At 38.3% G+C, this 26,408-nt stretch carries 23 protein-coding genes; 21 read left to right on the forward strand and 2 right to left on the reverse strand.

Annotation, left to right across the window (positions count from 1 at the left end):
* Positions 1-17 precede the first annotated feature (17 nt).
* Positions 18-1,445, reverse strand: coding sequence for a Do family serine endopeptidase (locus A3217_RS01960; protein WP_066387286.1), 1,428 nt, complete (start codon positions 1,443-1,445; stop codon positions 18-20).
* Between the two features lie 111 nt (positions 1,446-1,556).
* Positions 1,557-2,654 (reverse strand): glycosyltransferase family 4 protein, encoded by a 1,098-nt coding sequence (locus tag A3217_RS01965; protein WP_066387289.1) that lies wholly within the window; start codon positions 2,652-2,654, stop codon positions 1,557-1,559.
* A gap of 171 nt (positions 2,655-2,825) precedes the next feature.
* On the opposite strand from A3217_RS01965, the gene nusA reads away from it, so the two are divergent.
* The 21 genes from nusA (at position 2,826) to A3217_RS02070 (ending at position 26,347) form a co-directional block, all read left to right on the forward strand.
* Positions 2,826-4,007 (forward strand): transcription termination factor NusA, encoded by a 1,182-nt coding sequence (gene nusA, locus A3217_RS01975; RefSeq protein WP_066387295.1) that lies wholly within the window; start codon positions 2,826-2,828, stop codon positions 4,005-4,007.
* Between the two features lie 38 nt (positions 4,008-4,045).
* Complete coding sequence (locus A3217_RS01980; RefSeq protein WP_066387298.1) at positions 4,046-5,164, forward strand: pyridoxal-phosphate-dependent aminotransferase family protein; 1,119 nt, start codon at positions 4,046-4,048, stop codon at positions 5,162-5,164.
* A gap of 32 nt (positions 5,165-5,196) precedes the next feature.
* Positions 5,197-6,183, forward strand: coding sequence for a tRNA (adenosine(37)-N6)-dimethylallyltransferase MiaA (miaA, locus tag A3217_RS01985; protein WP_197456900.1), 987 nt, complete (start codon positions 5,197-5,199; stop codon positions 6,181-6,183).
* Positions 6,184-6,269: 86 nt separating this feature from the next.
* Positions 6,270-6,440, forward strand: coding sequence for a hypothetical protein (locus tag A3217_RS09175; RefSeq protein ID WP_197456901.1), 171 nt, complete (start codon positions 6,270-6,272; stop codon positions 6,438-6,440).
* Positions 6,441-6,481: 41 nt separating this feature from the next.
* Entirely contained in the window at positions 6,482-8,935 is a 2,454-nt protein-coding gene (locus A3217_RS01990; protein WP_066387300.1) for a DNA cytosine methyltransferase, read from the forward strand.
* Entirely contained in the window at positions 8,925-10,163 is a 1,239-nt protein-coding gene (locus A3217_RS01995; RefSeq protein ID WP_066387303.1) for a restriction endonuclease, read from the forward strand. Before A3217_RS01990 ends, A3217_RS01995 begins: the two co-directional genes overlap by 11 nt.
* 167 nt (positions 10,164-10,330) lie before the next feature.
* Complete coding sequence (locus tag A3217_RS09305) at positions 10,331-10,498, forward strand: hypothetical protein (protein WP_231860263.1); 168 nt, start codon at positions 10,331-10,333, stop codon at positions 10,496-10,498.
* A gap of 105 nt (positions 10,499-10,603) precedes the next feature.
* Positions 10,604-11,290, forward strand: coding sequence for a hypothetical protein (locus A3217_RS02005; protein WP_066387307.1), 687 nt, complete (start codon positions 10,604-10,606; stop codon positions 11,288-11,290).
* Positions 11,283-13,376, forward strand: coding sequence for an RNB domain-containing ribonuclease (locus A3217_RS02010; protein WP_066387309.1), 2,094 nt, complete (start codon positions 11,283-11,285; stop codon positions 13,374-13,376). Before A3217_RS02005 ends, A3217_RS02010 begins: the two co-directional genes overlap by 8 nt.
* A 16-nt stretch (positions 13,377-13,392) precedes the next feature.
* A complete protein-coding gene (gene holA, locus A3217_RS02015; protein WP_066387311.1) occupies positions 13,393-14,409 on the forward strand; it encodes a DNA polymerase III subunit delta in 1,017 nt (338 codons plus the stop codon).
* A 109-nt stretch (positions 14,410-14,518) separates the two neighbouring features.
* On the forward strand, positions 14,519-14,953 hold the full coding sequence (gene rpsF / locus A3217_RS02020) for a 30S ribosomal protein S6 (RefSeq protein ID WP_066387315.1): 435 nt from the start codon (positions 14,519-14,521) through the stop codon (positions 14,951-14,953).
* A 40-nt stretch (positions 14,954-14,993) separates the two neighbouring features.
* Positions 14,994-15,494: a single-stranded DNA-binding protein gene (locus tag A3217_RS02025; RefSeq protein ID WP_066387316.1), complete on the forward strand. Its 501-nt coding sequence runs from the start codon at positions 14,994-14,996 to the stop codon at positions 15,492-15,494.
* A 14-nt stretch (positions 15,495-15,508) separates the two neighbouring features.
* Positions 15,509-15,763, forward strand: a complete 255-nt coding sequence (rpsR, locus tag A3217_RS02030) for a 30S ribosomal protein S18 (RefSeq protein WP_066387318.1) — start codon at positions 15,509-15,511, stop codon at positions 15,761-15,763.
* Positions 15,764-15,852: 89 nt separating this feature from the next.
* Complete coding sequence (locus tag A3217_RS02035) at positions 15,853-17,763, forward strand: primosomal protein N' (protein WP_066387319.1); 1,911 nt, start codon at positions 15,853-15,855, stop codon at positions 17,761-17,763.
* Positions 17,764-17,858: 95 nt separating this feature from the next.
* A complete protein-coding gene (locus A3217_RS02040; protein ID WP_066387321.1) occupies positions 17,859-18,506 on the forward strand; it encodes a lysophospholipid acyltransferase family protein in 648 nt (215 codons plus the stop codon).
* A gap of 66 nt (positions 18,507-18,572) precedes the next feature.
* Complete coding sequence (locus A3217_RS02045; RefSeq protein ID WP_066387322.1) at positions 18,573-19,586, forward strand: hypothetical protein; 1,014 nt, start codon at positions 18,573-18,575, stop codon at positions 19,584-19,586.
* Positions 19,587-19,596: 10 nt separating this feature from the next.
* Complete coding sequence (locus A3217_RS02050; RefSeq protein WP_066387323.1) at positions 19,597-20,163, forward strand: hypothetical protein; 567 nt, start codon at positions 19,597-19,599, stop codon at positions 20,161-20,163.
* Positions 20,153-20,752, forward strand: a complete 600-nt coding sequence (locus A3217_RS02055; RefSeq protein WP_231860264.1) for a hypothetical protein — start codon at positions 20,153-20,155, stop codon at positions 20,750-20,752. The genes A3217_RS02050 and A3217_RS02055 overlap by 11 nt, the downstream gene beginning before the upstream one ends.
* Before the next feature lie 50 nt (positions 20,753-20,802).
* Positions 20,803-21,849, forward strand: a complete 1,047-nt coding sequence (locus A3217_RS02060; RefSeq protein ID WP_066387327.1) for an efflux RND transporter periplasmic adaptor subunit — start codon at positions 20,803-20,805, stop codon at positions 21,847-21,849.
* On the forward strand, positions 21,849-25,094 hold the full coding sequence (locus tag A3217_RS02065) for an efflux RND transporter permease subunit (protein WP_066387330.1): 3,246 nt from the start codon (positions 21,849-21,851) through the stop codon (positions 25,092-25,094). Before A3217_RS02060 ends, A3217_RS02065 begins: the two co-directional genes overlap by 1 nt.
* Positions 25,094-26,347: a TolC family protein gene (locus A3217_RS02070; protein WP_066387331.1), complete on the forward strand. Its 1,254-nt coding sequence runs from the start codon at positions 25,094-25,096 to the stop codon at positions 26,345-26,347. Before A3217_RS02065 ends, A3217_RS02070 begins: the two co-directional genes overlap by 1 nt.
* Positions 26,348-26,408: the final 61 nt, after the last annotated feature.

Here is a 26,408-nt window from a genome sequence, read left to right on the forward strand (position 1 = left end):
GCGGTTTTACACGCGCCTTATTTTAAGATAATTGTTTTTATACCATTGCGCGAATACACAAGGATTCTCTTGTTTTTATTTTTAAACTTTGCTAAAGCGTTGGTGAAATTTGCAGGTTTTGTAATATTTATATCTTCAATCTGCGCGATAATATCCCCTAATGCGAAGCCAGCTTTTTGCGCTAGCGAGCCGTTTTTAACTTCTGTTACCACTACGCCCTGTACCTCATTTGGCACTGCGTATTTTTGACGCAAAGTGTTTGTAAGCTCACTTATGCCCAAGCCTTCAATGCTGTGCTGGCTTTTTTGAGAATCTTGTGAAGGTTCAGGATTTCTCCCGCTTCTTGTATCATCACTTAACTCACTAAGCATAGCTTGCGTGGTGCGTATTTGCTTATCGCGGATATATTTTATTGTTATCTGTTCTTTTGGAGAAAGCATACCAATGGCGTTTTTGAGGTCTTGAGGGCTTTGGATTTTCTTGCCATTTACTTCTATGACTAAGTCCCACACCATAAGCCCAGCTTTTGCTGCAGGGGAATCTTTTTCAATGCTTATAAGCAATGCACCCTCTTTTTGCCCATAGCTATCTTGCAAATCCTCGCTCACATCTTGAATCCCAACGCCCAAATAACCACGCTTAATCGATCCTTTTTCAATAAGCTCTTTTGCGATTTTTTTTGCCATATCAGAAGGGATTGCAAAACCTATGCCGTGATTCCCACCTGTGCGCGAAATAATGGCGGTATTTATCCCAATAAGTGCGCCACGAGAATCCACCAACGCCCCGCCAGAATTCCCCGGATTTATCGAAGCATCAGTTTGGATGAAGTCCTCGTAGTCATTGACGCCTATGTCACTTTTATTGAGCGCAGAGACGATTCCTTGTGTGACAGATTCTCCAACGCCAAAAGGATTGCCGATAGCAAAGACAACATCGCCTACTTGCACCTCGCTACTTTGTGCAAATGTGATTGAGGATAAGTCATTTTTTTCAATCTTAATCACTGCAATATCACTGCGAGAATCCGAGCCTATCAGCTTTGCGGTGTATTCTTTTGAATTCCCAGAAAGTGAAACAAGAATCTTATCTGCACCCTCGATTACATGGTGATTTGTGATGATATAGCCATCATTTGAGATAATCACACCACTTCCCAAAGAGCGTTCCATTCTATCGCGTGGGATTTGCCCATACACATCGCCAAAAAACTGCTGGAAAAAAGGGTCATCAAACATCGGGTGATTTGGAATGCTATTTGAAATCTGCTTTTGTGTGGAAATATTTACCACCGCCTTTGTTGATTCTTGCAAAAAAGAGGCATAAGAATGAATGCTTTTATCCGAAGTGCTTGGATTTATGCGATTTTGCACGCTTGGGGCGGATTTAAAATCAATACCTTGCAATGCTGTAAAAATACTTAGAAAAATAAGAAAATATTTCATTTTGAAAACTCCTTAGTGCTGAAAATATTTGCAAGTGTTTTAATGCAAAAGCGGGATTGTAATGTGCATTCTTAAATAATTGGCAAAAATACTTCTTGCGCGCTTTTAGTCCTAACGCGTTTTGCTTAAATCTATTAAGAGCTTTTCCCAAAGGCTTAGAATCTTTGCTTTGCTGAATTTTTCCTGCACGTTTTTTTTTGCATTTTCGCCAAAGCTTTGACGCAAGGATTTATCTTTCATAAGCGTTATAAGCGCGTTTGCAAAGCCTTGCAAATCATTATCTTGCAAAAGAAAGCCATTTTTTTGGGTGGCAATAATATCTTTTGGACCAGTTTGAACATCAAAGGCAACGCAAGGCAGACCAAAACCTTGAGATTCTAAAAGCACCATAGGAAATCCCTCTATGTGGCTTGTCATCACATAAATACTTGCATTGAGATATTCTTTTTGTATTTCTTTTGTGAAGGGTTTTAATACTACACATTCTTGCAGACAGAGACTTTCAATCTTAGATTCTAAAATATTTTTTAGCGTGCCATCACCAACGATATAAAGTTTCCATTCCTTTAAATCTTTGTCCTTTTTAACTTGCGCCCATATATCAAGCAAACGCAAGAAGCCTTTTGGGTCATTGCTTTCCATACGCCCGATACTAAGCACGATTTTATTTTCTAGTATTGCGTGAGATTGTGGAATTGTAGGTAAAAAGTTTGGAATACATACGACATTTTTATGCTCTGTTTGCAAAAGGTTTTTATGAGAGTTTGTTAGCGCGATAAGTGCATCAAAACGCTTGTTGCGCTTTGAGTTTTTTTGAGAGAAAAGATGTAAAATCTTGTAATAGCGCGCATTGCCAAATTTCAAAAAAGGAGTGAAAATAAAGTCATTGCAAATAATCACAAAATCTTTTCTGTATTTCCACGCAATGCGCGTAGAAAGGATAAATTTATGAATATTTTTTTTGTAAATTCTTATGAAAAGATTATCTTTAGATTTTTGTAAAAAATCTTTCTCACCTTTCAAAAAAAGAAAAAATAACTTTACTTGCGGATTAAGCGCGTAGGGCAGATTCTCGCTTCCTCTATAAAAACTTAGAATCTCTACATTATAACCAGCTTCCACAAAGGCATTGGCGAGATTTACCACTACGCGCTCCAATCCGCCAAAAATGCTTATGTCTGCAATGGTTAGGAGGATTTTTGTTTTCAAGCAATCTCCAAGCAATTTCTTTGTTGTAAAAATTTAAATGTAAGTTTTGCAGTGTAGCAAAATACACCTTTTGTAATTTTTAAGCTTAAATGCAATAGAATTCTAGTCCTCACAAAGCGCAAAATCACATAAATCCAAAGAGTTTCAATGTTTAAGGAGCGAAAATAGCGAATGGAAAAAATTTTAGACATTATAGATATGATAGCGTATGAAAAGGGCATAGAGCCTCAAATCGTGTATGACATTGTGCGTAACAACATTATTCGTGTGGCAAAAGAAGAGATTAACGAAGCGTATGATTATTTTGTCGAAAAGGACGCCAAAACACGCTCGCTCAAGCTGTTTTATAAGGTTTTGGTGTGTGCTGATGATGATGAGCGTTTGAAAGTTGAGAATCCAAGCTTTGTGGGAATTTCAAAGGCAAAAGAAGCTGGTGAAGTCGCTGTGGGCGATATTTTGGAATATGAAATAAGCTTAGATTCTATGAAACGAGGGGCGATTAATAAGCTTTTTTTGAATCTTGAAATAGGCTTGCAGCGTCAAATTGAAGATCAAATTTTCGCAGATTTAAATTCCAAACTCAATCACATAGTCGCAGGTGTTGTCGTAGGTGTGGATAAGGAAGAAAATACTTTTGTAGAAATTAGCGGTATTCGCGCGATTTTAGCCAAAAAGCACCGCATTAAAGGAGAATCTTTTAAAAACGGGCAGACAATTAGAGCACTCTTAAAGTTTGTGGGATTTGCGCGCGGTGGCATTAAACTAGAGCTTTCGCGCACTGCGCCAAAGTTTTTGGAGGAATTGCTCACGCTTGAAGTACCAGAGCTCAAGGATGGGGAGATATATATTCATAAAAGCGCGAGGATTCCCGGTGCGCGCGCAAAGATAGCAGTTTATACAAATAACGCAAGGATTGACCCAATTGGTTGCTGTGTTGGTGTCAAAGGCGTGCGGATTAATGCAGTTAGTAGCGAACTTCACGGCGAAAATATTGATTGTATCGAATACACGCAATCACGCGAAATGTTTATCGCACGCGCACTTGCCCCCGCACAAGTGCTAAGCGTCAAAATCCAAAAAGCCCAAAATGACGCGCAAAACACACAGGCAGAAAATCTCGAAAAAACTTCAGAATCTAAACTAAAAGATAAGGCAATCGTGCAGATTACGAGTGACCAAAAAAGCAAGGCTATCGGCAAAAGCGGAATTAATGTTCGTTTGGCAAGTATGCTTTGTGATTGTGAGATTGAGCTGCAAGAAATAGGCGAAAATGCTCCACGAGATGCCCTAATACAACGCGAGCAGGCACAAAAAATAGGAATTGACGCACTGCAATCGCTCTTTAAAAGCTAAAGGGCAAATGTTGTTTTAAAAAACCAAAAGGAGAGAATATGCTACTTTTTACCCCCGGACCAACACCCATTCCAGAATCTATCCGTATGGCGATGAGCGTGCCTACACTGCACCACCGCACGCCAGAGTTTGAGGCGATTTTTGCACGCGTGAGAGAGGAGCTAAAAGCATTGCTTAAAATGCCAGAAGTCCTATTGCTAGCAAGTAGCGGAAGTGGCGCAATGGAGGCGTGTGTGAGGACTTTTGCGCGTAAAAAAATGCTAAGTGTGAATTGTGGCAAATTTGGCGAGCGCTTTGGCAAAATCGCACAAAGTTACAATATCCCTTTTACCGAGATTACTCACACTTGGGACACGCCAGCAAGCGCGCAAGAGATTTTACAGACTTTTCAAAACGACAATGAGCTAGATTGTCTTTGTGTGCAAATGTGTGAATCTGCGGGCGGTTTGCGCCACCCGGTGGAGGAAATCACAAAGGTACTAAAAAGCTACAATCCCGAAATTATGGTGGTGGTGGATTCTATTACCGCAATGGGTGTTGAGCCAATTGACACGACACATATTGATGCGCTTATCGGTGGCTCGCAAAAGGCATTTATGCTTCCGCCGGGGTTAAGCATTATCGGGCTTTCAGATTCTGCACTCAAAGTAGTGGAATCGCATAGCACGGGCTTTTATTTTAATCTCAAAACCGAGCTAAAAAATCAAGTCAAAAATACCACCGCTTGGACTGCGCCAACGACTATCATTCAAGGGCTTGATAAGTATTTTGCGCTTGTGAAAGAATATGGTGGGATTGAAAGAATCTATAATTTCACGCGTGCGCGCTCACTTGCCACAAATGAGGCATTAAGCGCGCTAGGGCTTAAGATTTATCCCAAAAGCCCAGCATTAGCAATGAGCGCGATTTATGATGAGAAACACGCCAAAGATTTGCGCAAAATCCTTAAGAACGACTTTGGCATTAACGCCGCTGGCGGGCAAGATCATTTAAAAAATTCTCTTGTGCGCTTTAATCATATGGGATTAATTGAAATTTATGAAAGCGCGTGGGTGCTAAATGCCGTGGAGCTAGCTTTGCAAAAGCTAGGAATACGCAAATTTGATGGGCTTGGCAATAGTGTGTTTGTCAAAAAATATTACGAGTTGCTAGGGTAATTTTTAACGCGCGCAATGCAAGAGATTGTGAAATGCAAAAAAAATGGGCGCAAAAGATTCTGAATCCTCCAAAAATAATCGCGATTCTTGGTGCGAGTGCTAGCGGGAAAAGTGCCTTGGGGCTTGAGTTGGCAAAGGCACATAATGGCGCGATTTTCTCACTTGATTCTCTAAGTATTTATAAACATATTAATATCGCCTCTGCAAAGCCTACAAACGCGGAGTTGCGGGAAGTTAAGCATTATGCAATTGATGTGCTAGAGCCGCATTTGCCCTGCAATGCTATGACTTTTTGGAATCTGCTTACAAGCGCATTTGAGCAAACAAGCGCGCAGGGAAAAAAAGCACTTTTTATCGTTGGTGGCAGTAGTTTTTATCTCAAAAGTATGCTTGAAGGCTTAAGCCCACAACCCCAGATAAATGCGCAATTGCGCGCGGAAGTGCAAGAAAAAATACGCGTTTTAAGTGCACCTTATGAGTTTTTGGCGCGCATTGATGGTGAGTTTGCGCTCACAATCAAGCCAAATGATACTTATCGCTTGCAAAAGGCACTGGAAATCTATTTTGCGACAAACCTACCTCCAAGCGCATATTTTAGGGCAAATCCAAAGCAAAAGCACCAACTATTAGAGAATCTCGCGATTTTTGTGCTTTCACTTCCGCGCGATGAGATTATTAGGCGCATAAAGGAGCGCACGCAAAAAATGCTAGATTCTGGCTTGCTTGAAGAAGTTGCGTTTTTAGCAAAAAAATATCCCCTAGATTCTCAAGCTTTGCGCGCCATAGGGATTAAGGAATGTTTAGAGTTTTTGGGCTATCAAAATGCACAAAGTCTAAAAACACCCCAAGGCACGCAAGATTCCCAAAAAAAGAATCTCCAAGACTTATGCGCGCTAATCTCTACGCACACTTCCCAGCTAGCCAAGCGACAAAGCACCTTCAATCGCACGCAGTTTGGGAATGCGTATTTTGGCTCAAGCGCGCAAATTGTCAAAGAGATTGCGCAAATTCTTAAATGACTACATTAAGAAGGAGTAAAAATGCAAGACAAAGTTTCTTTAACCGAGCTTAAGGAAGAGCAAATAAAAAAGCTAAGGCAAATTTTTTGATAAAACTCATACAAAACGCAGAATCTAGAGAAGATGTGCTAAGTTTAAGTGCGCTTGGGATAGCCTATAAGCGCACGGGCTTTCACTTTGATGTGCGATTAGAAAAGAGTGACAGGACGATAAAGTATTTTGTAAAAAATGAAAAACCAATGCAGTGTTTTGTTTGATAAAATATTATTAAAATTTTTAAAATATAAGGTTTGCAATAATGCTACAAGGTGAAGCTTTAACATACATTTCACTTTTCTCATCGGCAGGGGTTGGTTGCTATGGATTTAAAGAAGCTGGATTTGAGTGTATTGCTACAAATGAAATACTAGAAAAAAGACTAAAAATCCAAAAACTTAATTGCAAATGCAGATATGAAAGTGGCTATATATTAGGTGATATAAAAAAACAAGAAATTAAAAACCTAATTTTTAATCAAATTGACTTTTATAAAAAATTAGGGAACGATAAAGTTGATGTGCTGGTGGCTACCCCACCTTGTCAAGGTATGAGTGTAGCAAATCACAAAAAAAGCCACAATGAAATTGAACGCAATTCCCTAGTTGTTGAGAGTGTTGAGCTTATAGGACAAATTAAGCCAAGATTTTTTATTTTAGAAAATGTTGCAAGTTTTTACAAAACAGGGTGTGTAGATAAAAATGGGGATATTGTGGCAATCGGCGATATGATAGAAAGAAGTTTGTGTAAAGAATATTCAATTTATAATGAAGTGCTAAATTTTAAAAATTATGGAGCAAATTCAAGTAGGACAAGAACTTTAGTAATAGGCGTTTGCAAAGAGCTTAAAAACTATATCACGCCTTTGGAGCTATTTCCAAAATACAGCAAAGAAAAAACATTGAAACAAGTTATTGCGCATCACAAATCTCTAGAATGGGGAGAATATGATACAAAAGACTTTTATCATAGTTTTAGAATCTATCCACAAAATATGCGTGAATGGATAAAGGATATAAAAGAAGGGCAAAGTGCATTTGATAATAGAGAACCAAGTAAAAGACCGCATAAAATAGAAAATGGAAAAATTATAGAAAATGCTAATAAAAATGGTGATAAATATACAAGACAGAAATGGGATAGTGTAGCTCCCTGTATTCACACACGAAACGACCAAATGGCTTCGCAAAATACAATCCACCCAAAAGATGATAGGGTATTTTCCATAAGAGAGCTTATGGATATAATGAATATACCCCATAACTTTCAATGGCTTTCTTTTGAGTTAGACTATCTTAATTCTTTAAGCAATAATGAGAAACGCAAAATATCAAAGCAAAATGAGATGAATATAAGACAAAGCATAGGTGAAGCAGTGCCAACCATTATTTTTAGTCAAATTGCAAATAATATTAAAAAATTTATGAAATTAAAGAATCTTAGTAATAAGGAAATAAAAAATTTAATCACAAGCCATAATTTGCAAGATTTCAATAATCTAAAAAACTTCATAGAGAAAAATAGGGCAATTTTATCACAAGCCACATTATCAGATATAGCAGAAATATCAAATATGCAAAGAACTCAAAATTCCGCCTATTTTACTAACAAATTTATTCTTAATGAGATTGCTAAAACTCTACCCATTTTTGATAAAGATTCTATTGATATTATTGAGCCTAGTGCTGGTTGTGGAAATTTTTTACCTATAATTTTTAAAAAATATGAAAATGTTAAACAAGTCAATTTAAGAATTATTGACATAGATTCTAGAAGTTTGCAAATTTTAAAAATTATTTACGAAAATCAAGCACCAAAAAATTTTAACCTAGAATTTGTTTGCGATGATTTTTTGCATTTTAACTGCAATAATATAGATTTGGTAATTGGCAATCCACCATTTAGCAAAATGAAAGGTAAAAATTTCGCATTTTTATTTTTAGAAAAATCACTAAAAATAGCCGATAAAGTATCAATGGTAATGCCAAAGAATCTTCTTAATACAAAAGAATATGAGACACTGCGACTTCAGCTGGAGAAAAAAGGTGTTAAAGCTATCCTAGATTTTGGGGAGCTTGGTTTTAATGGGGTTTTAATAGAAACAATAAGCATAACAACAGACAAATCAAAGGAAATACAAATCAAATCTTTACCTATGGGTTTAAATACATTGCAAAAGCATTCTTATGTTTTTGATAAAAAATTGCCCTATTGGGTTATTTATAGAAATGAATTTTTTGATAGTATATTTAAAACTTTGGAGTGCGGTATTTTTGAATCTTTTAGGGATAGACAATTAACTAACAGCAATACAAGCACGATGAAAAATGATATACAAGTTATTAAGTCTCGCAATATTAATGATAATGGCAACATTATATCAATACAAGGATATGATAGCTACATATCAAAAGATAATTTATCTTTATTTAAAGTTTTTGAATTTTTAGATAGAGATGATGTTTATCTTACTCCAAATATGACTTATAATCCAAGATTGATACAAAAACAAAAGGGCTATGTCGTAAATGGCTCTGTGGCAATTTTGATTCCTAAAAAAACAATCAGTCTTACAAAAAAACAATTAGGCTATATCGCAAGCGATGAGTTTAGAAAATTCTATAAAATCGCACGCAATTATCAAACTAGAACACTCAATATTGATAGCACAAGTTGTTTTTGGTTTGGTATCAAAAGGGGTAAAAATGAAAAATGAACAAATTATAAATTTTTTAAATTCCTATGATTACGATATTAGAAAAAGTAGGAACGCTAGGTGGATTGACCAAAAATGCACTTGCGATGTGTTATCAATTATCGCAGATTGCATTTTAGAATATACAAATTATGACAAGACAATAAAATTTTCTATCAATGATATTTGGCAAAGTGAGTATGCAAATGAAAATGTTACCGCTATTTTTTCTAAACCCAGCACAGATTCTACTAGAGCAAAAAATGAATATGATAAATTTTTTTCGCAGCCTATAAACTTATTTGCATATAGTCAAGTTTTAAAATGCATAGGCAAAAAAGGAAATAAGAACTTCTTTGTTATCAACAATATAGAGTTATTAGAATTTATCGCAATGCGTGATATGAATGCTCTTTTATTTTTGCAAATTTATATAGAAAAAGTCTTGCTTGATAGTGGAATCTATGATAATTTTCAACATTTTTTAGAGATACAAACTAAAGATAGTTTTAAAAAATTAAAGGATAGTTTTATTAACTTTACAATAGAGCATACACCTATAAATCAAAGCGTTGAATGTGGCAGAATCTTTACTAAGATTTTAAATCCCCTTTCCTTTAAGACACGCAAAAAAGGTACAATGAAAGGACATTTATCAAAAACAATCATAACCCTAGATGAATTAAAATACAACCGCGTAAATTGGCGTGATGCACATAGTGGAAAAGATAAAAATATGACAAGAAAAGAATATGAGCAAATGGATTTTATAGCACAAAAATATACGCAATATACCATACAAAAAGCCAAGAAAATCGTCCGCCGTTATAATGATAAATTCAACAATAACTTACCAGAAGTTAAGCAAGATGGCGAAAATGTAAATGCCACGCAGATTCATCATATATTTCCGGCAAATGAATTTCCAAATATTGCAGATTTTGTAGAAAATCTCATTGCATTAACGCCAAATCAGCACTTCTCTTACGCACACCCCAATAATCAAACAAGCCATATTGACAAAGATTTTCAATATATTTGCTTGTTGGCAAAAACTTTTACAATCAAAAATGATTCTACACAAACTTATAGTTTTAATTGCTATAAAGTTGTTCTAAATATTGGTTTGAATACAGATGTTTTTCTTTCTATTAGTGAATATGACTATGTTGCTTTGTTGGAAAAAATTGATTATTTTTACTCGGATTTTAACAAATTTACAAACTTAGCAGAACAATATAAAATATGAATATTATGATGAGAGAAAACGAGTGAGCCATCCGGACTCTATCTTTAAAGACAAAAAAGACCAAATTCATGTTTTTGAGGTAAAAAGCGTAAATGCGAGTAAATCTCAAAGTATAGAAAAGGAAGCCTATAAACAAAAGATAAAAAGGCTAAAGCAAGCGTATTTATTTGCTAGCAAAATCACGGGGATATATCTTTTATTTGCCTGTGAAAGTATGGAAAGATTGGCAGATATGGTGTGTGGAAAATGGCGAAATTCTGCATGAGAATATGAATAAGGCGATGTTTGAAAAGAAGTTTAAAGATGAGTTTGAAAAAGATAAAAAAAGCCATTGATAAGCCAAACTAAAAAAGAGCAAATTTTTTATACCATAAAGAGATTCTTACTGCTATAATTGCGCGTTTTTCTTAAAAATTTATTCCACATTTTAAGGCACAAATTTGCATTATTTTTTGACACGCGATACCTTTTTGATATCAGATTCTCACTTCGGACACGAAGCTGCATTAACAAAAGAGCCTTTGCGTCTAAAAAGTGCGCTTGAACACGGATTTAAGGATTTTGATTCTTATAGCGTGCATTTGTGGAATAGCGCAGTTGATAAAGAAGCAAGAATCTGGCATTTGGGGGATTTATACTTTGGCAAAGGCTACAAGATTCTAAAAAAGCTCAATGGTCAAAAGACGCTCATTGTGGGAAATAACGACATTGGCAAGTTTGAGTATGTCAAGGGGCTAAAATCTTGGTATGTGTGCTCTAAGCTCTCTTTGCAGATTCCAGAGCGCAAGCTCATCAAAGAGCGTTTGAAACTGCAATTTGGCAAAGAGTGCTTGAAAAATATTTACTTAAATGCGGTGGTGTGTGATTTTGAAGGCGAGCGCATTATGTTTTCGCATTTTCCTGTGTTTAATCGCAAGGTGCGCGATAGGTTTGGTGCGGCGCGCGATATGCTTGATGAGACTTTCAAGCTTGCGCAATGTTCGCTAAATATCCACGGACATTTGCATTCACGCGATAGTGGCAATAGCTTTTGTGTCAATGTAAGTTGCGAGCGACTGCATTTCAAACCGCGCAAATTAGGGGAGATTTTGCATTTTTATAAGAAAAAGGTTGCGACGTATGATTGAATTTTTTTATAGCCTTATTAATGGCATCGCGCTTGAGGCACTCACGTCAAAGCAACAAGAGATTTTGCAAAAGCTCTTAAAAATGGGCGTTTTGGAGCAAATCAAAAAAGAGACCTACAAGCTAAAATCTGATCTTTTAATCGGCGCAGTTGATGTGAGCGCGGACTTTAGGCGTGCGTTTGTAAGTGTGTTTAATGCAGGATTTAAAAAGGATTTGCTTTTAAAAAACTACCCAAAAAGTATTGCAAAGGGTGATATTATCATCACAAAGCTTACTAACCAAAAGCAGGGCAAGCGCAGAGGCGCGATGAGCTATAAGCAAGTGGCGTGTTTTGTAAGCACGCTTTTAGTGAAAGAGCGTATTGGAATCTGCAAGCTTACGCGCAAAAATAATGACAAAAATAGCGAGATTTTAGCTTGCAACTTGCACGATAAAAGCCTTTTGCGATTGCAAGCCTCTCAAAAAGCGCTCAAAGCCCTGCCACCTGAATGCGTGCTAAAAGTCAATCTCAAAACCTATGAAATCCTAGAAGTGCTTGGGAGCTTTGAAGATGAAAGCATTGATGAGCGCATTTGTTTGGAGCAATATAATATACAAAAAGAATTTAGCACCCAAGCTTTGCAAATCGCTCAAAGTTATGGTGAGCGCGTGAAAAAGTGTCATTATAAGGACAGAAAAGATTACACAAAAATTCCTTTTTACGTTATTGACCCAAAGGGTGCAAAAGACCACGATGACGCGATTTACTATGATAAAAAGCACAAAAAATTATATGTGGCAATCGCTGATGTAAGCGAATATGTGCCAAAAAATAGTGCGCTTGATAAAGAGGCGCGTGCGCGGAGTTTTAGCGTGTATTTTCCAGAATCTGTTGTGCCAATGCTTCCGCCTAGCCTTTCAAACAATCTTTGCTCGCTTAAAGAAAAAGAATTGCGCCTAGCGCTTGTGTGGGAAATAGAGCTGAAAAAATCCCGCGTGTGCGAGTGGGTGCTAAATCTTGGTATCATCAAGGTGCAAAAAAGCTTTGATTATGAGGAAGTTGATTTTTTGCTAGATTCTAAAAGTGCGCCAAAATGGCTTAAAAAATATGCAAAAGTTGTAAAAAAACTGCGCGCCAAACGTCTAGAAAGCGGCTATGACTTCCAGAATCCCGAGCCAAAAATCACACTTGAAAATGATAAAAGTGTAAAAGAGATTAGTCTAAATTTTGCCACGCGCTCTCATCACATCATCGAAGAATCTATGTTGCTTGCAAATGTGGCTAGTGCGCATTTGTTAGATTCTCTTCCCACACAAGGGCTTTTTAGAATCCACCAAAACCCGCGAGATTCTAAGGTTTCTGAACTTTTAAATTACATTGAAAAGCTTGGTGTGCCACTTTTGAGAGAATGCGAGTTTGCGGACTTTGAGCGCACACAGCAAGAACAGCATGCACAAGACACCGCGCTTCACGCGCAAATTTCTTTTACGCAATTATGGGCAGATTCTCGCGGTATGCGTGAGATTGTGGATTCTATGATTATTCGCTTTTTTGCTAAAGCTGCCTATGCGCCTACACCGCACGCGCATTTTGGGTTAGGATTTTCACGCTATACGCATTTTACCTCGCCTATTCGTCGTTATTGTGATTTGTGTGTGCATAGAATCTTAAAGGATTTTTTATTAGGAAAAAAGCTTCCAAAAGCTTGGGGAGCGGATTTTATCGCGTGCGAGATTAATCTAAAAGAGCGCAATATCAATTTTTTACAAAGAGATTTTTTGGATTTAAAATATATGCGTTTTGTGCGTAAAAAGCAGAGTTTGGGAGAGACATTGCAATTGCGCGCGGTGCTTTTAGACTCTCAAAATTTGCAATGCGTAGCATTAGAGCTTATCCCGCAAGCAAGGATTTTTTTACACCCGCGCACACAAAGGGAGCTTCGCGCATTAGGCGAGATTGATTGTTTTAGCACGCTTTTTGTGAGGATTATTGGGACTTCAGATTTTGGAGAAATTTTTGCTGAGGTTATAGACTTACCCAAAGCCACAAAGCCACGAGCTGCATTAAAAATTGCATCAAAAAAAAGCCCCAAAAAGATGAATTAAAAAATGAGTGAAATCAATGTATAAAAAAGAATTAGATTCTCTTTTAAATAAGTCAAATAGCCTGCCTCGAGCGTATTTGCTCTATGGTGCAAGTGAATTTTATATTTCGCATTATGGAAGTAAGATTGCAAAAATTCTTGCGCAGGATCAAGAGGTGCAAAGATTTTATTTTGAGGAATGCGATATGAATCAGATTTACACGCTTTTATCGCAAAACTCGCTTTTTGGTGATAAGAGTTTTTTGCTTTTGCGCCTTGATAAAAAGTTGGATAAAAAAACTTGCGAAAAGCTTTTGGGTGCGTTAGCAAATAATATGGAAAATGCGCTTATTATCGAGTTTCACGCATCAAGTGCTAAAAGTAGCACGCAATATATGCAGGATTGTCGCGCATTTGTTGCAAGCTTCAAAAGTCCGAAAGTCCCTGTGGCGGAGGTGCGCTTTTTTGAGCCAAGCTTGAGTGAATGTATGCAGATTTTGCAAGGGCGCACAAAGGAGCTAAATATCGCGCTAAAGACGGAGGATTTGCGCTATGTTTTGGAATTGCAAAATAATAATATTGCCATTGCGTTAAAAGAGCTAGAGAAATTTTGCATAGGTGTGGATTCTCTAGGGATAAAGCAGATTGAAAGCCAAAGCGTGCGCTTTTTGAGCGAAGGTGTGGCGAGCTTTAGCGTTGAGGAGCTTAATTGCGCGATAATGGAGAAAAAGCCGTTTTTGAAAATTTTGCAGACAATTTATGAAGAGGGAATTGATGAGATGTCGCTAATTAGGGAAGTGGAGCGATTTTTTTACCAACTTTTTTTGTTTTTCTCTTATATTAAAACAAAGGGCGCACCAAATGCAGCAGAAATCTTGGGTTTTTCCCCGCCAAGGCATATTGTTGAGCGTCAAAGTCGGTATTGTATAAGTTTAAAGGAGCAGGATTATGCAAAGGTTTTTGAGCTTCTTAATCAATGGCATATGGATTGTATGAGCGGAAAAAGTAAAAATGGCATTACGACTTTAATAAAAATTCAAGCTATGTTGCGCTAAAATCGCGCGCTTCTTCGTAAAAGAAGCCTAAGAAAAAAAAGAAAAAGCCTTGCTCTTTTGGGATTTTTAGAATCTATAAAAAGGGCGGTAACACCAAAAGGAGAAAAGTATGAGACACTACGAGACGATGTTTATCCTAAAACCCACGCTTGTGGAAGAGGAAATCAAAACAAAAATCGAAATCTTTAAGGAAGTCATTACAAAAAATGGCGGAGAGATTGAAACTTGCCTAGATATGGGAATGCGCAACCTTGCGTATGAGATTGAAAAAAACAAGCGCGGTTATTACTTTGTGATTTATTTCAAAGCAGAGCCTTCGCTGATTGCGGAATTAGAACGCAATTATAGAATCAATGAAGATGTGTTGCGCTTTATTGTTATTAAATATGAAAACAAAAAAGAGCAAAAAGCGTGGCAAACCCTTGTAGATAGGGCAAACAACAAGCCAGAACAAAAAAAAGAAAGCAAGAAAAAAGTCAGTGAATCTGCAAAAGAGGAAACTCAAAGCACAGATTCTCAAGTCCAAGATTCTGCGGAATCTTAAAGGCACTTTTAAGCTAGAGGCTTAAAGGAAAGGGAAAGGTATGTTTAATAAGGTTATTATCGTTGGTAATTTGACGCGTGATGTGGAGTTGCGCTATTTGCCAAGCGGTAGCGCGGTAGCCACTTTGGGGCTTGCGTCAAATCGTCGCTACAATAAGCAAGATGGCACAAAGGCTGAAGAAGTGTGCTTTGTAGATGTCAAGCTTTTTGGTAGAAGTGCAGAGGTGGCAAATCAATACCTAAGAAGCGGTTCAAAGGTGCTTATTGAAGGGCGACTTTCATTTGAATCGTGGGTGGATCAAAGCGGACAAAAACGTTCAAAACATAGCATTGTCGCTGAAAATATGCAAATGATGGGTTCTAAAGTGCAAAATTCTGATAATTACGGAAATGCTGAATATGAATCTAATCAATCCTACCAGCAAGCTCCACGCGTGCCACAGCGGGCATATAGTACCCAAGCGCAACAAAACCAACCAAATAATGCTTATAGCCAAAATATCCCTGAAATCAACATTGACGACGAAGATATACCATTTTAATCAAAGGAGAAACTATGGAAAAGAAAAAATACTCAAAACGCTACTGCCGCTACACTGAAGCAAAGCTCGAATTTATCGATTACAAAGATATTGAAATGCTTAAGCATTCTCTCTCTGAGCGATACAAAATTATGCCAAGACGTCTTACAGGTAACACAAAACGTTGGCAGGAAAATGTCGAAGTGGCAATCAAGCGCGCACGCCAAATGGCGCTAATCCCTTATATTGTGGATAGAAAAAAGGTTGTTGAAAATCCTTTCAAAATCTAATTTTGCCAGAATCTAAACTTCAAAAATCACGCGCTTTGCAAGGATGCAAAAGCCTTTATGCGCGTGTAAGAGTTTAAAAAAGATTTTTTATGCAAGATTCTCACTTCGCCCTTATCGCGCCACTTGGGCTAAATTCCCCCCTGCTTACTTACAAAATCCCGCAAGATTGCAAGCTTTATGATATTGTAGAAATTGACTTGAAGCAAAAACAGCTTGTTGGTGTAGTGGTGAAGTTTCTTAAGGAAGTAGATTCTAAATTGCAAGAAAAATGCAAGCTCGCAAAGAAAAGTGAAGCAGAGTTTTTACCTTTTCAAAAATTGTTAGCTGAGTTTATTGCAAGCTATTATTGCGCGAGTTTTTCTCAAACTTTTGCACTTTTTACCCCGCAAAAAAACGCGCAAATTTCACAAAGTCCGCAAACCCAGCAGACCTCACAAACTCTAACTTTCCCCCTCCCCACACTTTCACCAAAACAGCAAGAGGCACTCGCCTGCGCGCTAGATTCTCAAAATATGCTCCTTTTTGGCGACACAGGAAGTGGGAAAACTGAAATTTATATGCACCTTATCGCGCATACACTCTCTCTAGGCAAAAATGCGTTATTTCTAATGCCAGAGATTGCACTCACACCGCAGATCGAACAACGTTTGAAAAAAGTTTTTGGCTCGCTAGTGGGAATCTGGCATAGCAAAATCACGCGTGCCAAAAAACAAGAACTTTTAGATTCTCTAAATAATGGTGAAATACGAATCATCGCAGGAGCGCGCTCGGCGCTTTTTTTGCCACTTCAAAATTTAGGGCAAATCATCGTTGATGAAGAGCACGATGATGCGTATAAATCCCAAAACACCCCGCGCTACAATGCACGCGATTTGGTGCTTTATATTGTCAAAAAGACGGATATTAAAGCCACGCTTGGCTCTGCTACGCCTAGCCTTAATACTTATGTAAATGCGCTTAAAAATAACGCGCTTTTTCGCCTTAAAGGCACATATTTTGGTGCAAGTAAAAGTATTCTTTTTAGCTCTGAGCCACCACTTTGTGAATCTATGATTGCACGCATTGCAAAGGTGTGTGAAAATCAAAAGCAGGTTATCGTCTTTCTTCCTACACGCGCGCATTTTAAAAGCCTTTTTTGTCAAGATTGTGGGCATAAGATGCAATGCAAATTTTGCTCTGTGAATATGAGCGTGCATTTAGAAAAAAATGCGCTTATGTGCCATTATTGTGGCTTTTCTCAAGTTATCCCAAAGCTTTGCCCGCAGTGTGAAAGTCCAAATTTGCAAAGTCAAAGAATTGGTACGCAAGAATTTGCTAAAGAGTTAGAATCTGCCCTACCTTACCTTAAAATTGGCATTTTTGATAGGGATCATATCACCACGCATAAAAAGCTTAATGCCACACTCAAAAGCTTTAATGATAAAAAAATCGATGTGCTAGTTGGCACGCAAATGCTTAGCAAAGGGCACGATTATCATAATGTTGCGCTTTGCGTGGTTGTGGGGATTGACTATGTCTTAAATGCGATTGATTATAGGGCAAATGAGCGCGCGATGAGTTTGCTTATACAAATCGCTGGGCGCACCGGGAGAAAAGAAGCGGGAGCGGTGTTGGTGCAGAGTGTGAATAGTGATTTTTTTGCACGTTTTGGGTTGGATTATGAGCTTTTCTTACAAGATGAGTTGCAAAATCGCGTGAAAATCTACCCGCCATTTATGCGCCTTGCAAATCTCTCCTTTTCGCATACAAAAGAATCTTACGCGCGAAGTCAAATGGAATGTGTCCTGTCGCTTTTACAAAGCGCAAAAAAAGCGCAGAATCTTTGTTTTGAAATCGTTGGCGCAAAGTCTTCAGAGATTAAATTACTCAAGGGCAAATATCGCTACAATATCTTTCTGCGCGCAGATTCTAGCCTTGCACTAAGAAGCGCGATAATGCACGCACGCAAAAATGTAAATTTTAGCTTTGAGATTGACGTTGATCCTTTGAGTGTTTTGTGAGATTCTGAAAATCTTTAAGTAAAAATTAGCTAGAATCTGCCCCCATACAAAGCTTACAACTTAAAATTTGAAACTAAAATTTGCAAGGAAAAAATTTGCTTTCAAAAGAAACCAAGCGCAATATTATTCTTTTCTTTGCTCCGCGCCTTATTTGGTGTGTGATATGGATTATGTATGCGCTCACACGGCACAGATTCCATATTGATGCGCAAAGTATGCAAAAAAATTTCGTGGCAGCATTTTGGCACGGGGAATTGCTGATGTTGCCATTTTTGTATGCAAAGATAAAAACGCATATGAAAAAGGAGCGCGAGAAAGGCTTTTATGTAGTTTTTTCACATCATTTTGATGGGGAGATTATCGCGCGTGTTTGTGAGCTTTTTGGACTGCGCGCATTGAGGGGCTCTAGCTCAAAAGGTGGGACAAAAGTTTTGGTAGAATCTATCCGACTTTTGAAAGAGGGCTATGATATAGGTATCACGCCCGATGGACCAAAGGGTCCATATCATAGCATTGCTGATGGCTCGCTTGCAATGAGTATGAAAGCAGATGTTTCAATCGTGCCAATACGTGTAATGTTTAGCAGTTTTTGGGAGCTAAAAAGCTGGGATAAACTCAAAATCCCAAAGCCTTTTTGCAGGATTGATTATTACGCAATGCCGGGCTTTAAGGTGGATCCCACAATGCCAATACAAGAATCAAAGAATCTGCTAAGGGCGCGTTTAGCAAGCGTGCAAAAATAAGTCAAATGTTGGAAAGAATCTTGCTTGGCGAGACGATACAATTAAAGAAACAACAAGGAAGTAGCATTGTTTAACTTTTCTCATCTCTTAGCACCATTTTTTTCTACGGCTCTCATCGCGCTTGATGTCGATGGGCGCACTTGTGCGGTGTCTGTGTTGGTGACAAAGCACGGCAAGGTGAGAGAGGAATTTCACAAGGAATTTAAATGCGTCAATAATGAACTTCCCATTGAAGCAGCAAAGCTTATCCGCGCCTATAAGCGCAAATACCCCTTTACCTATCTTGGCGTAATTGCAAAGACTTACAATCAAGGGCTTGCTTCCACCACTTCGCGCTCAAAAATGGCAAAGTTTGGAATCAATGTCAATGACAGCGTGATTATCAAGCTTGATACTTGGGCTTGCTACATTAAAAAGCGCGCGATTGATGAAAATCGTGTGCGCTATCTTAAAGCGTTAGGATTAGATTATCTCTTTTCGCCATTTTTACTTGTTTATTCTCTTATCTCAAATAGCTTGCATAAGCGCAATTGCCTGTATATTCTCGCGCAAAAAAATAGCATTACCTTGCTTATTGCCGATAAAAGCAATGTGCTTTTTGGGGGGTATTTTTTCTTAGGCAATGATTTAGAGATTAATCCAAAAGAAGAAAATCTTAGTGAAATCCACTCAATTCTAGATATGAAAAATATCGAAGGACTCATTGGCTCATCAGTTGAAGAGCTAAAAGAAATTGGCGAGTTAGAAGATATTGATAAAGAAGTGCTAGAAGAAGAGTTCCTTCCCAAAGAATCGCAAGCGCGCAAAGATGAGGAAAAGAAGCAATCGCATTTAGAGGAATTGCGCGATTTAGCGCGCGCGAATAATGCCGCAGAAATCATCATTAATTGCATTAGTGAATTTTATGGCAATGATATTTATACGAGCGATTTTTTGGAAAAAGTTGTGATTTTAGATAGTTATGGAATCTCAAAGCAAGCAGTTGAGCATATTAAAAGCACCTTGCTTTTAGATATTGAAGTCAAAAAAATCGAGCTTACAAAAAGCATTATTGCGCTAATGCAAAACGAAAGTCGCTAAAGGAGTAGGTGTGGCTACATCATACAGCTTTATCCAACCAAAAACAAAATCAATCCTTAAAAAACTTACAAAAGTTTGGATTCTTTTTATGGTGTTGGCAGTGCTTTGTATAGCGGGATTCTATGTGCTTTTAAATTTTCAAATCTATCAAAAACAAAATGAGCTAACACTAATCGAAACGCACACGCATAAGCTTGATTTAGGCATTATCGCAGCAAAGGATTATCTCAATCGCTTGCAATTTGAGCAAAGCAAAACCACACGCATTGTGGAGAATCTAGATTCCCAAGTTATCCCAAGCAATAAGCGCTATCGTGAAGGTTTTGAACGCTTGCTTGCATTAATCCCCGCGCAAATCACACTAAGAAGCCTAAAAATTGACAATGACTATTTAGAACTGCGTGGCATCACACCTTCAAAAGAAGTGTATGTGTTCTTGCTCCAAGCCCCGCTAAAAGCAAACTTTGACGAATCGCGCGTGGATTTTTTCCCTCTTGCAAATGGTTGGTTCAATTTTGTTTCCGTTAGTCGCAAGACACAGCCTTTTATCCTGCCACAGGAGGAATATGATGAATGATTATAAATCAGAATACATTATAAAAAACATACTTTTTTTTATTGTTTTTACCACTATCGCGCTTGTTGGCATTACGCAAATCTTGCTTCCAAAAATACAAATTTATAAAGCACAAGTAAGCGAAAATAGACGCTCTCAACTTATTTTAAATCAAACCCAAAGCGATTTTGACAAAATTAGCACGCAAATAAGGGATTTCATCGCGCAAAATAAAGCCACTTTTGATAAGCTCTACTTTCCAAACACACAAGAAGATTCCACGCAAGAGCGCGTGATTTTGGAGTTAAAAGAATTTTTGCATAACTATTTTTTAAGTTTTATACTCACGCAAAAAAAAGTTTTTCTCCAAGATGACTTACAATACACAAAACTTGAGTTAAAGGGCTATGTAAGCGATAGCACAAAATTACAGCAAATGATGGAAAATCTGCATACTTTGCCTTTTGTGCTGCGCCTTGAAGTGCCACTTTTTGTAGAAGAAGATGCAGCGAGCCAAAGCTCTAAAGTTACACTCGGGCTAGAAATTATACAAAGTCACTATCGCCCGCATACGCTTATTATTGAAGAGAATTTGCAGTATAAGCCTTAAGGATTTTTAGATTCTAGCGATGTTTGTGTGTTAATAAAAAAGGAGTTGGCGTGCGTGGTGTCGGTGCTATCTTTTTTGTAATAGGCGCGTTTGCATTGTGTGTGCCTTTTGGCTTTGGTGCGGAAATTAGCATAGTTTCTAAGCCCATCACAAAAGGAAGCTTGCAGTCCCAAAGCACCTTTTTAGGCACTCTGCATTTTAGCAATAGCTCCAAAGTCGCTTCTCAAACGCGTGGTGTGGTAGAGAAGATAAATTTTAAAATCGGGGATTCTATCAAGCGCAACGCAAGTCTAGCGCAGATTAACGCGGATTTATTACAAAAGGAAATCCAAAGCAAAGAAGCTAAGCTTGCCCAAGCAAAATACATTCACGAGCGTCAGCAAAAAGAGCTTGCGCGTTATAAGAATCTACTAAAATCAGATTCTGTCTCCTTACAACAATATGAGAGTATCGAATATGAGCAAAAATCCCAATATAGCAATATCCTAGCCCTTACCTCTGAGCTAGAATCTGCAAAAGTCGAGCTTACTAAAAAAACCATAAAAGCGCCAATCAGAGGAATCATTGTAGATAAAAAAATCAATATCGGCGAATGGATAGAAGTAGGTGATGCGATTTGTGAAATCCTTGACACCACGAGTGCGGAGGTGATTGTCGATGTGCCCTCACATATGCTTTCTTTTCTTAAAAATGGGCAGGAAGTTGGCATTATCATTGATAAAAAAAATTATAGCGGTAAAATTTATGCCATTATCCCGCGTGCGGACTTGCAGACACGCACTTTTCCTGTGAGAATCAATGTAGAAAATGACGGAAGCTTTGTTGATGGAAAAGCCGCAGAGGTGATGCTTTCAAATGGCGGCAAAGTCGAAGGCGCGATGGTGCCAAGAGATTCCATAGTGAATTATTTAGGTAATCCTAGCATTTTTGTAGTTAGGGATTCTAAAGCAGTGGCACTAGGCGTGGAAGTGCTAAGTATGCAGGGGCAAAATGCCATTATCCGCGCGAATTTAAAACAAAATGATTCTGTGGTAACGCGTGGGCAGGATAGACTCCAAAATGGCGCGCAAGTTCGAGAATCTACGCAATTGAAATAATGAAACAGGCGCTTTTATTTTTTCTCAAAAATCCTATGGTGGCGTTTGTGTGTGTTGTTTTTATGCTACTTTTTGGGATTATGGGCTTGAAAAATATGCCCTACCAGCTTTTGCCACAAGTTACGCGCCCAACTATTAGCGTTTATACAAATTGGAGTGGCGCGACACCATTTGAGATTGAAAAAGAGATTATTAATCGTCAAGAAAAAGCACTCAAAGGAATTGAAGGGCTAGTTACGCTCACTTCCACTGCAAGGCAATCCCGCGCGATTGTTGGGCTAGAATTTAGTCCAGAAATTGATGTGAATTTCGCGCTTTTAAAAGTGAGTGCGAAAATAGATGAAATCAAAGGCTATCCGCTAGATGTGGATAAGCCCACAATCGCCATCAGTGGGGAAAATATCCCGCCTGCAATTTATCTATTCCTCCGCACATTGCCAGAGAATGAACGCGAAGTAGATACTTATAAGACTTTTTTTGAAGATTATATCTTAGGGAGATTAGAGCGAGTAAATGGCGTTGGCGAGGTGTTTTATCCCAGTGGGCGTGCAACGCAAATGCAGATTTTGCTAGATTCTAAAGCCTTAGCTTTTCATAGTATAAGCATTGCAGAAGTCATAGATTCTATAAAAACGCATAATCAAAACACCACCGCAGGCAGTTTGGACTATGGTTTGCGAAGCTATCGCATCAAGGTAGAATCCCAATACACAGATACTAATGCTATCTTAAAAACGCCTATAAAGCAGAGCGGAGGGCAGATTCTCTATTTGCAAGATATTGCTGTGGTAAGTGTTGGTTTTGCAAAGCAGACAAGCTATGGCTATGTGAATGATACGCGCGCTTTGAGCGTGCAAATTGTCCCAACACCAAATGCAAATATTTTAGAGCTTACCCAAAATATGCGCGCTGTGGTGAGCGAGCTAAACTCTAGTATTTTGCATAATCAAGGTTTAGAGTTTGTGTGGAGCAGGGATCAGGAGGGCTATATTTTAGATTCTATCGCGCAGGTGAAAAATAATATTTTACTAGGCATTGTGCTTGCGTGCGCAGTGCTGTATGTGTTTTTGCGTAGTGTGCAAAGCACACTCGTGGTGCTTGTGTGTATCCCTATTTGTATTATTAGCTCGTTTTTTCTTCTTGATTTTTCTCACCGCACGCTTAATGTTATTACGCTTGCAGGCGTGAGCTTTGCGATGAGTATGCTTATCGATAATGCCATTGTTGTAGTGGAAAATATCTCGCGCCATTTACAAATGAAAAAAAGCGCATTTCAGGCGTGTGTTGATGGCACGCTTGAAGTTGTAGGCGCGATTTTTGCCTCTGTGATTACGACCATTGCGATTTTTATACCAATTTTAAATATGCAAGAAGATATAGGACAGCTTTTTTCTGATATTGCGCTAAGCGTGTGCTTTGGGCTTATTATTTCATTTTTTGTTTCACTTTTTATAATCCCTTCCGCGCAGTTTGTGCTTTTAGAAAAATTTGGCACAATTTGCCCGCAAAACTTTGCGTTTTTACAAAAACTAAGCTTTTTTGGACAGAATCTTAGTCAAAAACTCATACGCATTTTGTCTAAGATTCTCACTTCATCAAAACACTGCGTGCTTTTTATCGTAGGCTTTTTGGGCTTGAGTGTGATTGTAAGCATAGCGCTTATGCCAAAGCTTGATTATCTCCCAAGAGGAAACGAGAATCTTTTAATCGGCTATATCAATACGCCACCGGGGATTTCGTATGAAAATCGCAAGGAAATCGGACAAGCGATTTTTGAGCAAAATAAGCATCTTATCCGCGATTTGGGCTACACGCAAAAAAGCCCGCAAGATTTACCGCCAATTGAACATCTCTTTTTTGCAAGCAATGAATCTTATATGCAGCTAGGGCTTACTTCTAGCAATCCTGCTGAAGTAAAGCGCCTTATCCCCCAAATCCGCCAAAGCATAGCAAATATCCCAGATGTGCAAGCCTCAATCGTGCAGCAGGGCATTTTTGATAAAGGTGCTAGCACGCAAAGCATTTATATTTATGTCGTGGGGGAAAGCCTAGATTCTGTCAATGCTACTGCAAGTGTGCTAAATAGCGCGATAAAAAAGCAAATGCCTTATATGCAAACGCGCCCATTGCCTGCGCTAGAAAATAATGTGCGCGAGCTTGTGCTGTATCCAAACAATGTGACTTTGAGTCTTAATGGCTTTAACGCAAAGAGTTTTGGGCAGATTGTAGATGTGGTGCTAGGGGGCAAGGAAATAGATGAGTTTAAAACACCAAGCGGAAAAACCATCGATCTTGTGCTAAAAGCCCTGCCGGATTTAAGTCCGCCCTCCATTGCGCACGCACTTGAGGGTGAAGATTTTGACGCGCCAGAAGAGTTTGCAAACACGCAAATCACCACGCCAAATGGAAAGCTTTTGCCACTAAGCGTTTTAACGGATATTAAGCAAGAATATTCAATGTCGCAGATCCGCCATTATGAAAGGGAACGTTCCATCTTGCTTGTGCTAAATTCCCCGCCAGAAATGCCACTAGAGCAGATTCTCTCTACTTTGCAAAATGAAGTTATCGCACCACTTAAAAAAGCTGGAGAGTTGCGGGATAATCGCCTTATTTTTGGTGGCGCGGCAAAAGATATAGATTCTAGCAGGGGCGATTTGCTTGCAGGCTTTGGGCTTGCTTTGCTTATTACTTATCTTATTTTGTGTGCGCTGTATGGGAATTTTAGCTACCCATTTATAATTATTTTCAGTGTGCCTTTTGCGGTTGCTGGCGGGCTTTTGGGGCTAGGGATTCTCAATTTGTTTGATAATGTAAATCTTGATATGCTAAGTTTGCTAGGATTTATTATTTTGGTTGGAAGCGTGGTAAATAATGCAATTTTAATCGTGTATCAAACAAAATACAATCTTATTTATGGCAAAAATGTGCTAGATTCTATCATTGAGGCGACACAAAGTCGCTTGCGCCCGATTTGTATGAGTATTTTTACAAGTGTATTTGGCTTGCTTCCGCTTGTGGTGATTGTGGGTTCAGGAAGTGAGATTTATCGCGCTCTAGGTGCGGTGCTTGTTGGTGGATTGCTTTTTTCTGGGCTATTAAGTTTGTTTATAATCCCTTGCGCGCTAAGGGTGTATTTTGCAATCCAAAAGATTGAACTAAAAGTGTTTTGTAAAAAAAATCTTGTGCTTTTTAAGAATCTTGCGCAACAAATCCTTTTTAAAATCCAAAAATCAAGGAAAATGTAGTGAGAATCTGTTTGCTTTTTGCTTTGCTTTTTAGCTTTTGCTTTGGACTTAATCTCAATGAAGCGATTTCTTTGGCATTGAAAAATTCCCAACGCATACAAGAAGAAGAATTCAATGTCAAAAAAGTGCAAAACACCAAACGCGCGCAATATGGCAACTTTGCGCCAAAGCTGGAACTGCGCTATTCTATCACGCAAAATACGCGCATAAATGGCGACATCATCACCACCAATCTTAGCGATATTCACGCAAGTTATAATCTTTTTAACGGGTTAAAAGATTTTTATTCCCTCAAACGTTATGAAAGCTTAGAATCCGCACAGCGCTACCTTAGCGAAGCTACGCGACAAGATATTATTTTGCTAGCAAAAACATTTTATATTCAGATTTTAGAAGCGCGCGATAATTTGGCAATTTCTACGGAATCTATCCGCCTTTTAGAATTACAAAGAACTCAAGCGGAGGATTTTTATCTGCAAGGCTTGAAGGCAAAAAGTGATTTATTGAGCGTGGAAGTTATGCTCGCAAATGCCAAAGTTACACAAAGCAATGACAAAAATGCCTTGCAATATGCCATGCTTTCTTTGCAAAAATTACTAAATCAAAATATCGCTCTAGATTCTTTAGAATCCTTGCGTCCACAGGATTTGAATGCGCTAAATTTTGAGCGCGCACAGCTAGAAGATTTAATGTTGCACTCACGCTCGGAATATTTGTATTTGCACTCGCTTTTAGATTCTTTGCAATATGAAAAGAGAATCGCACAAGGCGCGTATTTGCCAAAGTTTGACGCCACCTTTTCACGCCTTTGGTATAGCAATGATGTTAGCACGCTCAATCGCCTCGGCACAAATTTGCAATCGCAGGCAAAACTTAGCGTTACTTGGAATGTTTTTAATGGCTTAAGCGATAGATATGTCATAGAATCTAAGCATTTTGAGATTCTCTCTACCCAAAGCCGTTTGGTGGATTTGAAACGCGAGCTAAATCTCGCGCTTGATAAGGCTCTAAGTGATTTAAACATTGCAAAAGAGCAGTATGAAGTTTCTAAAAATGCCGTGAGTTTAGCCGAGGAGAGCTATAAAATCGTGCAAAATCGCTACAAACAAAATATTGAGACTTCAAGGGAATTGCTAAACTCTGAAGTTGCGCTTTCACAAGCGAGATTGCATTTCAACCAATCTGAGCACCGCATAAATCTTGCTTTGGCAAATTTAGAGCGCATTGTGCAAGATTCACTAAATAAAATCTAGTGCAATAACTTTTTAAGAGAATTTGCCCTATAATTGCGCCTTTTTGAAGCAAAAGCATACA

The sequence above is a fragment of the Helicobacter himalayensis genome, assembly GCF_001602095.1.
GTDB classification, from domain to species: Bacteria; Campylobacterota; Campylobacteria; order Campylobacterales; family Helicobacteraceae; genus Helicobacter_F; species Helicobacter_F himalayensis.

Coding starts and splice junctions, on each gene's coding strand:
- A3217_RS01980 (WP_066387298.1), top strand. CDS start 4,046: ATGCTACTTTTTACCCCCGGACCAACACCCATTCCAGAATCTATCCGT.
- A3217_RS01990 (WP_066387300.1), top strand. CDS start 6,482: ATGCTACAAGGTGAAGCTTTAACATACATTTCACTTTTCTCATCGGCA.
- rpsF (WP_066387315.1), top strand. CDS start 14,519: ATGAGACACTACGAGACGATGTTTATCCTAAAACCCACGCTTGTGGAA.
- A3217_RS01960 (WP_066387286.1), bottom strand. CDS start 1,445: ATGAAATATTTTCTTATTTTTCTAAGTATTTTTACAGCATTGCAAGGT.
- nusA (WP_066387295.1), top strand. CDS start 2,826: ATGGAAAAAATTTTAGACATTATAGATATGATAGCGTATGAAAAGGGC.
- holA (WP_066387311.1), top strand. CDS start 13,393: ATGTATAAAAAAGAATTAGATTCTCTTTTAAATAAGTCAAATAGCCTG.
- A3217_RS01995 (WP_066387303.1), top strand. CDS start 8,925: ATGAAAAATGAACAAATTATAAATTTTTTAAATTCCTATGATTACGAT.
- A3217_RS02065 (WP_066387330.1), top strand. CDS start 21,849: ATGAAACAGGCGCTTTTATTTTTTCTCAAAAATCCTATGGTGGCGTTT.
- A3217_RS02035 (WP_066387319.1), top strand. CDS start 15,853: ATGCAAGATTCTCACTTCGCCCTTATCGCGCCACTTGGGCTAAATTCC.
- A3217_RS02025 (WP_066387316.1), top strand. CDS start 14,994: ATGTTTAATAAGGTTATTATCGTTGGTAATTTGACGCGTGATGTGGAG.
- rpsR (WP_066387318.1), top strand. CDS start 15,509: ATGGAAAAGAAAAAATACTCAAAACGCTACTGCCGCTACACTGAAGCA.
- A3217_RS02055 (WP_231860264.1), top strand. CDS start 20,153: ATGATGAATGATTATAAATCAGAATACATTATAAAAAACATACTTTTT.
- miaA (WP_197456900.1), top strand. CDS start 5,197: ATGCAAAAAAAATGGGCGCAAAAGATTCTGAATCCTCCAAAAATAATC.
- A3217_RS02010 (WP_066387309.1), top strand. CDS start 11,283: ATGATTGAATTTTTTTATAGCCTTATTAATGGCATCGCGCTTGAGGCA.